Here is an 8,948-nt window from a genome sequence, read left to right on the forward strand (position 1 = left end):
GTTCATCGCCGGGCCCTCGTGGCGGTGCGTCTCGTCCCGGAGCTGAGCACCAGGCCGACCACGCAGCCGAGCAGCGCCAGCAGGGCCATGACATCGAGGGCCCCGCCGAAATGCCAGGCACCGATGGCGTCGCGGAAACCTCCCGCGACGCGCACGATGAGTCCCGCCTGCAGCAGCCCCCAGACCGCCCATAGCACCGGGTGATATGGCAGCTCGCGGTGCACGATGGCCGGCACGATGACGGGGGCGTGCGCCAGGATCATGGACACGACAAAGCCCAGGGTGATGGCGTGCACTGTGAAGTCGTACCGGTATCCGCTGTAGACGGGGCCAGCGGCGAGCCACGACAGCGCCGCGAGGAATGCCCAGGCGTAGCCGCCGAGCATGCAGGCGGCCATCAGCTGGGCTGCGCCGTGCCCGTGGATGGTGTGCCGCGCGATGTCGTGGGTGACGAGGTCGGCCATGAGGACGGCCAGCATGAAGCCGAGTGCCGCATAGCCGAGCCCGGGTGTGAGCAGGGTCAGCGGGAGTGTGAGCAGCACCAGTCCTGCCCAGCCCATGATCTGGCGCTCCAGACGCCCCTGGAAGGCGAGCCTGGCCAGGTCGAGGCGTTCGCCGCCGATGGTGAGCACGAGCAGCACCGCCCACCACGGGAAGATCTGGGGGATGGCCAGACCCCTCGCCCACAGGGCGGCACCCCCGATTCCGGCCACAGCCCCGATCATCTGGATGCCCAGCGCGGCGCTGGGCTGGGCATGCCACATGACGATGTAGATCGTCAACAAGAGGGTGCAGGCTGCCGCCCACGCTGCGCCGGCGAGCAATTGGCCGGGGATCGGGGCACCGGCGACGCCGGCGATGAGCAGCAGGCCGCCGAGCACTCCGGCTGCCGGCGCCGCATATCCCCAGCCCGAGCGGGCCACGACGGCTCGCAAGGCGACAGCTCGTTCCAGTGAGATGAGCGTCGTGAGGAAGCCATAGACCATGAGGGGGCCGTGCATCTGGCCGATCTCTGCTCCCTGGACCGGCGCCGGCAGACCCAGTCGCAGCAATGCGGCATCGAGGCCGGTGAGCAGCATTGCGGCGCCACCGACGAGCAGAATCACCCGGTGCCACACCGGAGAATCCTTCGCCGAGGGGATACGGGCCGGTATCGGTCTCGCGGGACGAGCAGGGGGAGCCGTTCTCGTGGACGGCGCGCTGACGTTGCCCATTCCCATCCTCTCGGCCCCGGATCGAGACCCGGGGACATGCAGAACGACAATCAATATTAAGGAGGATGTTACTCTTTAGTTATGGTCGAGTTGAGCGCGTCGCAGGCACCGGCGACTGGCACTGCCCCTGCGACCACTGCCCCTGCGACGGCGATGCTCACGAGTGCCCGGGCCCGGGTGCTGGAGGCCCTGCGGGCAGCACCGGAGCCGATCACCGCCCGCGAACTCGGCGACCGGCTCCATCTTCACCCCACGACAGTGCGGTTCCACCTCGATCGGCTGGTCGCCGAGGGCCTGGTCACCACGCAGCTGCGCCGCCAGGGCGGTCGCGGACGCCCGGCCACCTGCTATCTGGCGGTGCCACAGGCCAATCCCGATGCAGCCGAGGTCTGGATACCGCTGATCGAGGCCCTCGCCTCCGCTCTGGAGGCCCAGGGGCCGAGAGGCCACGCCAACGCGGTGGCGGCCGGGACGACCTGGGCCCAGCAGATCCTCGACGACCACCGCGATGGGGGCCACGATCATGGCGCGAACTCAGACAACCCCGACCAGTTCGGCGCGGAGGCCTTGCGGCAGTTGCTCAGCCGCCTGGGCTTCTCCCCGACCGCGGCCCCGTGGGGACTGTCGCTGGCATCGTGTCCCTTCATCGCGTCGGCGCGCCGCCACCCCCATGTGGTGTGTGCCGTGCACCTGGGTCTCTCGCGCGGGTTGCTCGGCCGGCTCGGGCCGAACACCCCGGGCCGTGTCGAGCTTCGGCCCTTCGCCGAGCCGGGCGCCTGTCATCTCGTCTTCGGCCCCGAGGGGCCGAACAACCCGGGGGAGGACGATCCGTCCCGGTCCCGGCCCGTCGTGCCACCCGGGCATGTCGAAGAAACCGAAAGGACATCCAGATGAGCAGTGAGAACCGGCAGATCGGCCAGGCGATCCCGATCAACGCGGGGGACATTCCCGTTCTCGTGGCCACCGAGATCCCGCACGAGATCCGGCACGGCGCGATCATCGGTGCCTTCCAGTCCTTGCGTCCGGGCAATTCGATGGTGCTCGTGGCACCGCACAATCCGCTGCCGCTGCTCGACCAGCTGCGCGAGGTCGCCGATCTCGATGTCAGCTATCTGCAGTCCGGACCGGTGGAGTGGCGTCTGCAGCTCACCAAGCCGTGACCCTGTGATCCGTCCCTGCGCCGCGCCGAATCCTCGGGCATCGCGGCGCGGGGCTCCTGATCGGTGCCATTGCCCGGGGACCTGAGGAGCCATCATCATGCCAGTCGCCATCAAACGGGTCTATGAGGCAGCGAGCGAGGCCGACGGGCAGCGCATCCTCGTCGACCGGTTGTGGCCGCGGGGTATCTCCCACGAACGGGCGCAGCTGAGTGCCTGGGAGAAGGAGGTGGCTCCTACGGCGCAATTGCGCACCTGGTTCAATCACGAACCGTCCCGGATGGCCGAGTTCACCAGGCGATACCGTCACGAGCTCGATACCCTTGCCCCCGCCCAGGAGGCAGTTGGACGCCTGCTCGAGCTGCTCGGCCAGGGCACGAAGATCACCCTCGTCTATGGGGCGAAGGATCCGACGCTGAATCAGGCGCGAGTTCTCGCGGACTATCTGCACGAGAAGACCGTGAGCTGAGCCTTCCTTGGCATCACCCACCGTCAACGCAGTGACCGCGGTACGCGGTCACTGTGGAAAGCCGATCCGCGGTACGCGGTCACCCTGAAAGGTCGATCATGAGTTGCGACACACCGTCAGCCGGGACAGCGCCGGGCGCCACCCCAGTTCCCACCGGCCACATGGCAGTACAGCCGTCCTCGCTGTACGTCGCGAGTCCGGTCATGCTGCTGGCCACGCTCAATCCCGACGGCACCCCGAATCTGGCACCCGCCTCCTCCTACTGGGCGCTCGGTTCGATGGCATGCCTCGGCCTGGAGGACGGCGGCCAGACCTACGAGAATCTGCAGAGCCGTCCAGAGATCACCATCAATTTCCCCTCTCCACAGCTCCTGTCCGCGGTCGGACGGCTCGCCGGGACCACCGGGCGCAACCCGGTCCCCGCCGCGAAGGCGGCCCATCACCGCTACGTCCACGACAAGTTCGGCGAGGCCGGCCTCACACCCGAGGCCTCGGAGCTCGTGGACCCGCCGAGGGTCGCGGAATGCATGGTTCAGATGGAGGCCGCGGTACGCCATGACCGCCGGGGCGTCGGCGCCTATCACATCGTCGAGGTGGAGGTGCTGCGCGTGTGGGCGGCGCCGCAGATCGTGGCCGACGACGGTACGAACATCGCCTCGGACACCTGGCAGCCCTGTCTCGACGTGTTCCGGCGCTTCTACGGAGTCGATTCCGCGACCGAGTACCGGCTGCACTGAACAGCCATGCATCACGCCGGGTGCTTGGCTGCGGATGGGGGCGCGCCCGGCCGGGTCACCTCACGATGAGCACATCGCAGGGCGCGTTGCGCAGCACGTAGTTGCTTCGTGACCCCAGCAGCAGCCGCTCCACCGCACTGAGGCCCGTGCTGCCCAGCACGATGAGATCGATCTCGTACTCCTTGGGCAGTTCGCGCCCAAGCAGCAGGCTCGCGCTGCCGGAGATCGTCTCGCCCTGGACGTCGATTCCGAGCCGACGTCCCTCGGCGAGGCAGGCCGCTACGTTTTCCCTGGCCCGGTTCACCTGGTGCTCGTAGAACTCCTCGCCCCCACCATAGGGCGAGCGGACGAGACGGTCGCGGTCGATCACCTGCACCACATGCACCGAGGCCGACTGGGATGCGGCCAGCTCACATGCAGCGTGGAAGGCCCGAGTGGCCTGCTCCGATCCGTCGACGCCGACGAGAATCCGCTTGTACGTCATGTCAAGGCTCCTTGGTGCACTCGAACGGCCATGTCCGAAGTGTGGAGCCGCCGCAGAAGGGCTGCCCGGCCACCAGATGACCGCGACCGCCGAGCAGTGGCCCCGCCCTCCGTTCCCAGGTTAACAGAGCAGTCCCAGGCAGACGCGAGATGGCCCCGTCCGCCGGGCACCATCTCGCATCCCCGCCCTCAGTCGCGGATGCCGGCAGCGTCGTGGAGGGGCTTGGCGCGGTTGTCGAGCATGATGAGCGCCAGGCGGCTCGGCTCCTCGGCCACCACGGTGTGAGGCAAGCGGGTGTCGAAGTGGATGAGCCCACCGGGTATGAGCTCGACGGACGTGCCACCGCCGTTGATCGTGAACCTCCCGTCCAGGGCGACGAGCAGGACGGGCATGGCGGCGGTGTGCTCGGTGAGCACCTGGCCGGCGTCGAAGGCGAACAGCACCACGCGCGCACCATCTGCCTTGAGCACGGTCCGCGAGACCGTCGCGTCCTCCTGAACGCTCACCATCGACGCCAGATCGGGCAGGTGGGTCATGACACCGGCTGGCCCCAGGGACAGGTCTTTTCCGCTTGTGGTTTCCTCGACACCCAATTCATCACTCATTTGGATTCTCCTTGTTCTCCTTGTGATCCGGGCTGCTCCCGGGAAGTCCGTCCGGGCCGTTCCCGGGCAGCTCGGCGACGAGCGACACGCCGATCAGGTAGTCGGCATAGCGCCTGAAGGTGCTCGACATGTCCATCACCCTGCGGCGGGCACCAGGCCAGCGCAGCAGATTGAAGGCGATCCGGGCAACCCCGGACCAGCCCTCGTCCTCGATATTGCGCCGCAGCTTCAGCAGATCCATCGGCGCCGTGCGCACCTGAGTGACTTTCAGTCCCGCATCCTCGAGCAGGCCGCGCCACTCGGCGATGGTGAGGGGACGGGCATTGACCTTGATCGAGCGAGCCAAGGACTTGCGGATGTCGGTGGCAATCGCGTCGTCGATGTCGTCGGGGGCGAGGCCCAGCTCGTGGATGGCATAGCGTCCCCCCGGGCGCAGCAACCGGACCGCCTCCGAGACGATGCCTGCCTTGCCGCGCTCACTTTGCATGGTGAGCATCGCCTCACCGACGACGACGTCGGCGCTGCCCGATTCCAACCCGGTGTCTGCTGCTTCGGCCTGGCTCACGACCCCGCGGGTTCCGACAACGGCCTGCACCCGGGTGACGGCGTCACGATCCTGGTCGATGGCGCGGTAGGAGCGCGGCCCGTCCGCCAGGATCTCTGCGGCGGTACGCCCCAGTCCCGGCGCCATTTCCACGACATCCGCGCCGCCGATCCGAGCATCGGTCAACATCGCGGTCGTCAGCGCGCCCCCACCCGGGCGCAGTACTCGCTTGCCCAGGCGTGCCAGCAACCAGTGTCCCTGGACATCCTCGATGCGCCGCTGTGCCTGCGGCACCGTGCGTTGATCCCGTGCAGTCATTCCCCCGCCTTCCGGTGGCCGATGACGCCTGGCCAGCCCTCGCCCGACGATCCCCTCGTGAGATCTTAGGTAAGGCTAAGCTATCGAATTATGGTGGCTGCGGTCATCCCGGCCATCACCCGCACAGGGCACCGCTTGCTAGCGTGAGGAGCGTCGACAACTGGAGGTCACGACATGTCATCTCGCCCCGCGTACGATCTTTCGACCATCAGCGCCACGATCATCACCACCAGCAACCGGACTGTGGCCAAGCAGAAGGAGGACAAGGCAGCCCCCCAGTGCGTCGCGCGCCTCACCGATGCGGGTCTCGGCCATGTGCGCACCGTCGTCGTCGCCGAGGAACGACGCGCCCTCGACATGACGCTGCGCCAGGCACTGATCCTCGGTGACCGTCTGGTACTCATCCTCGGGGGCAGCGGATTCGGGGTGGCGAACGAGGCACCCGAGGTGGTCCGAAGCGTGATCGACGTCGAGATCCCCGGTATCGCCGAACGGATCCGCGCCCACGGCGCAGAGCACACCGCACTGTCCCCGCTGTCGCGCGAGGTCGTGGGCGTCACGGCGCGCGACTCCCGAGGCGCGCTGGTGGTCGCCTCTCCCGGTTCGGCCGGCGGGGCGAGCGACACGCTCGATGTGCTCATCCCTCTGCTTGATCCGATCTTCTCCCAGCTGGACGAGCGCCGCTGAGCCGCTCTCGCCACCACCTCAGGTCCTCGGGGGTGTCCAGATCGCGGCACAGCTCGGCAGGTACCGGCACGTCGATCAGGTCGAGAGCGCCCAACGCCCGCCACACCGCACGATGGTGCAATGTGCCCTTGTCTGCCCGCACCGCGTCGAGGGCCCGGGCCAGCGCGGGCGCACGGTACAGCGCCTGGAGGTATTGACGGAAGGGCTGGGGCCTCCCTCCCAGAATCACCGAGCCGTCCTTCCCCCCATCCTCCCCGAGCGCCCGCTCCAGCAGGGTGGCCAATTCGCCCGCAGCGGGGGTGTCGACGGCAGCCACCACGACGAGGTCTGCCTGACCGGGCGCAAGTCTCGAGAATCCGGCCCCGATCCCGGCCAGCGGGCCGCCCCCGGCCGGTTCCTCGATGGTCCGCTGCACCCCGGCGGGCACCCGCACGTCGTCCCCCGCGACGACCACGAGAGTGCCGCTGACCAGTGGTTCGACGCCGGCCAGCACGAGCTCGAGCAGCCGATGGCCTCCCAGCACGAGCTCGGACTTCGCCTGCCCGCCCAGTCGGCGCCCCGCACCGCCACTGAGCACGATCGCATGGACTCTCACGTGCTCCATGGCCGCGATCATGCCCCGCCCGCACTCCCCCGGCAACCCGCCCCTCCGAGCTGTGAGCAATTTTTGATGACTACATCCGTTCTAAGTCCGGGTAGGGTGATGGCATGTCGGAGCCTGACCTTGACAACGCCCCCGGGCTGCTGCGAGACCGATTCGGACGCGTCGCCCGCGACCTGCGGGTCTCGCTGACCGACAGGTGCAATCTGCGGTGCGCCTATTGCATGCCGCCCGAGGGCCTGGAGTGGCTTCCCGTGGAAGCCACCTTGAGCGACGACGAGGTGATCCGGCTGTGCACCCTGGCGGTGCGCGAGCTGGGCATCCGCAAGCTGCGCTTCACCGGAGGGGAACCGCTGCTGCGCCGGGGACTGGAGAGGATCGTCGCGGCCTGCGCCAGGCTCGTCACGGACCTCGGCACGCATCCCGAGCTGGCCCTGACCACCAACGGCATGGGCCTGAGCCACCGCGCCGGACCCTTGGCCACAGCCGGCCTCAGCAGGGTCAATGTCTCGCTCGACACCATCGACCCGGCGCACTTCCACCAGCTCACCCGGCGCGACCGGCTGCCGGAGGTGCTCGCCGGGCTGCGCGCGGCCCGCGCCGCGGGGCTCACCCCGATCAAGGTAAACGCCGTAGTCATGAGGGGAATCAACGACGCAGATGCTCCGGCTCTGCTCGACTTCTGTGTTGAGGAGGGCATCGAGCTGCGCTTCATCGAGCAGATGCCGATCGGCCCCGCCGATACCTGGGACAGGCAGAATCTGTTCACCCGTCGCGAGATCCTCGAACTGCTCTCGGTCAACCACGAGCTGCATCCCGACGAGACCACCGATCCGCACTCCCCGGCCCGTCGCTGGACGATCGACGGTGACCCCACGAAGAAGGTCGGCATCATCTCCTCGGTCACCGAGCCCTTCTGCGAGAACTGCGACCGGACCAGGCTGACCTCCGACGGGCAGCTGCGCAGCTGCCTGTTCTCGGGCAACGAAAGCGACCTGCGCGGGCCGCTGCGACGCGGTGCCAGCGACCGCGAGCTCGCCGAGATCTGGCGCGCGGCGATGTACCTCAAGCCCAGGGCCCACGGCCTTGACAACGCCGAGTTCGCGATTCCCTCGCGGACGATGAGCCGGATCGGCGGCTGACGCAGCTATTGGTCCTACCGAATCCGGTTATTTATGGTACGTTCCCTCTGAATTTGGAGTTGGGGCATGCGACCCTGACGTGAACAAGGAGAGTCATGAGCAGCACTCAACGCGTGCTCACCGGCTGGGATCCCGAGAACAGGGAAACCTGGGATTCGAAGCTCGCCTGGCGGACACTGACGATCACCACCTTCTCGATGATCATCGCCTTCTGCGTGTGGTATCTGGTGAGCGCCATCGCACCGAAGCTGAACTCGATAGGGTTCGACCTCAGCAAGTCCGAGCTCTACTGGCTGGCATCGATGCCAGGCCTGTCCTGCGGGCTCGTCCGGCTGGCCTATATGTTCCTTCCCCCGATTGTCGGCACCCGAAGGCTCATCGGCTGGAGTTCGCTGCTCTACCTCATCCCGATGGTCGGCTGGTTCTTCGCCGTCCAGGACACCAGCACCAGCTACCCCGTCCTCCTGCTGCTCGCCTTCACCTGCGGCATCGGCGGCGGCTCGTTCTCCGGCTACATGCCCTCCACGGGCTACTTCTTCCCCAAGCGCCTGCAGGGCACCGCGCTGAACCTGCAGGCCGGCATCGGGAATCTCGGCATGTCGATCATTCAGTTCATCGGGCCCTTCCTCATGGGCTTCGGACTGTTCGGCATCACCTGGGTCGCCCCCGAGGTCGCCCACCCCGGCGGCCCGCTGTGGGTGCACAATGTCGCCATCTTCTTCGTCCCGTGGACCATCGTCGCCGCGATCCTGGCGTTCACGCTGCTCAAGGACGTGCCGGTGAAGGCCAACTTCCGTGAGCAGATCAACATCTTCTCCAACCCCGACACCTGGATCATGACGATGATGTACGTGATGACCTTCGGGCTGTTCAGCGGTTTCAGCGCCCAGTTCGGCGGCTCTTCACAGATGAGGGTGTAGGTGGGGTCTGAAGCCGCCGGTCTCGAGCAGGCTGCGGGCGATGTAGTTGGTGAGGTTGCGGAAGCCGAGG

Annotated in this window: 11 protein-coding genes and 1 pseudogene; 7 read left to right on the plus strand and 5 right to left on the minus strand. The window is 67.6% G+C overall.

What is annotated here, in order from left to right; all coding sequences use genetic code 11:
* Positions 1–2: 2 nt before the first annotated feature.
* Positions 3–1,118 carry a hypothetical protein gene (locus BMX93_RS05060; RefSeq protein WP_091968649.1) on the minus strand — a complete coding sequence of 372 codons (1,116 nt, stop codon included), beginning with the start codon at positions 1,116–1,118 and terminating at the stop codon, positions 3–5.
* Between the two features lie 177 nt (positions 1,119–1,295).
* On the opposite strand from BMX93_RS05060, the gene BMX93_RS13405 reads away from it, so the two are divergent.
* The 4 genes from BMX93_RS13405 to BMX93_RS05080 all read left to right on the plus strand — a co-directional run bounded on the left by BMX93_RS13405 (position 1,296) and on the right by BMX93_RS05080 (position 3,577).
* The gene (locus BMX93_RS13405) at positions 1,296–2,108 is read left to right on the plus strand and encodes a helix-turn-helix transcriptional regulator (RefSeq protein ID WP_091968650.1); all 813 of its coding nucleotides are present in this window, start codon (positions 1,296–1,298) and stop codon (positions 2,106–2,108) included.
* Entirely contained in the window at positions 2,105–2,374 is a 270-nt protein-coding gene (locus BMX93_RS05070; RefSeq protein WP_091968652.1) for a DUF2249 domain-containing protein, read from the plus strand. The genes BMX93_RS13405 and BMX93_RS05070 overlap by 4 nt, the downstream gene beginning before the upstream one ends.
* A gap of 97 nt (positions 2,375–2,471) precedes the next feature.
* A complete protein-coding gene (locus BMX93_RS05075; protein ID WP_177170072.1) occupies positions 2,472–2,840 on the plus strand; it encodes a DUF488 domain-containing protein in 369 nt (122 codons plus the stop codon).
* Between the two features lie 161 nt (positions 2,841–3,001).
* A complete protein-coding gene (locus BMX93_RS05080; RefSeq protein WP_177170073.1) occupies positions 3,002–3,577 on the plus strand; it encodes a flavin reductase family protein in 576 nt (191 codons plus the stop codon).
* Between the two features lie 55 nt (positions 3,578–3,632).
* On the opposite strand, the gene BMX93_RS05085 is transcribed toward BMX93_RS05080, so the two are convergent.
* The 3 genes from BMX93_RS05085 to BMX93_RS05095 form a co-directional block, all read right to left on the minus strand.
* Positions 3,633–4,061: a universal stress protein gene (locus BMX93_RS05085; protein ID WP_091968658.1), complete on the minus strand. Its 429-nt coding sequence runs from the start codon at positions 4,059–4,061 to the stop codon at positions 3,633–3,635.
* Between the two features lie 188 nt (positions 4,062–4,249).
* Positions 4,250–4,666 (minus strand): cupin domain-containing protein, encoded by a 417-nt coding sequence (locus BMX93_RS05090; protein WP_245725735.1) that lies wholly within the window; start codon positions 4,664–4,666, stop codon positions 4,250–4,252.
* Entirely contained in the window at positions 4,659–5,528 is an 870-nt protein-coding gene (locus tag BMX93_RS05095) for a class I SAM-dependent methyltransferase (RefSeq protein WP_091968660.1), read from the minus strand. The genes BMX93_RS05090 and BMX93_RS05095 overlap by 8 nt, the downstream gene beginning before the upstream one ends.
* Before the next feature lie 174 nt (positions 5,529–5,702).
* Between BMX93_RS05095 and BMX93_RS05100 the strand changes: the two genes are divergently transcribed.
* Positions 5,703–6,215, plus strand: a complete 513-nt coding sequence (locus BMX93_RS05100) for a MogA/MoaB family molybdenum cofactor biosynthesis protein (protein ID WP_091968661.1) — start codon at positions 5,703–5,705, stop codon at positions 6,213–6,215.
* On the opposite strand, the gene mobA is transcribed toward BMX93_RS05100, so the two are convergent.
* Complete coding sequence (mobA, locus tag BMX93_RS05105; RefSeq protein ID WP_245725736.1) at positions 6,166–6,819, minus strand: molybdenum cofactor guanylyltransferase; 654 nt, start codon at positions 6,817–6,819, stop codon at positions 6,166–6,168. The genes BMX93_RS05100 and mobA overlap by 50 nt on opposite strands.
* 104 nt (positions 6,820–6,923) lie before the next feature.
* On the opposite strand from mobA, the gene moaA reads away from it, so the two are divergent.
* Positions 6,924–7,958: a GTP 3',8-cyclase MoaA gene (gene moaA, locus BMX93_RS05110; RefSeq protein ID WP_091968665.1), complete on the plus strand. Its 1,035-nt coding sequence runs from the start codon at positions 6,924–6,926 to the stop codon at positions 7,956–7,958.
* A gap of 95 nt (positions 7,959–8,053) precedes the next feature.
* Positions 8,054–8,854 (plus strand): annotated as a pseudogene (locus BMX93_RS05115) (MFS transporter); the annotation flags it as partial.
* Positions 8,855–8,948 lie beyond the last annotated feature (94 nt).

Source organism: Propionibacterium cyclohexanicum (genome assembly GCF_900111365.1).
In the GTDB taxonomy this organism is placed as follows: Bacteria; Actinomycetota; Actinomycetes; order Propionibacteriales; family Propionibacteriaceae; genus Propionibacterium; species Propionibacterium cyclohexanicum.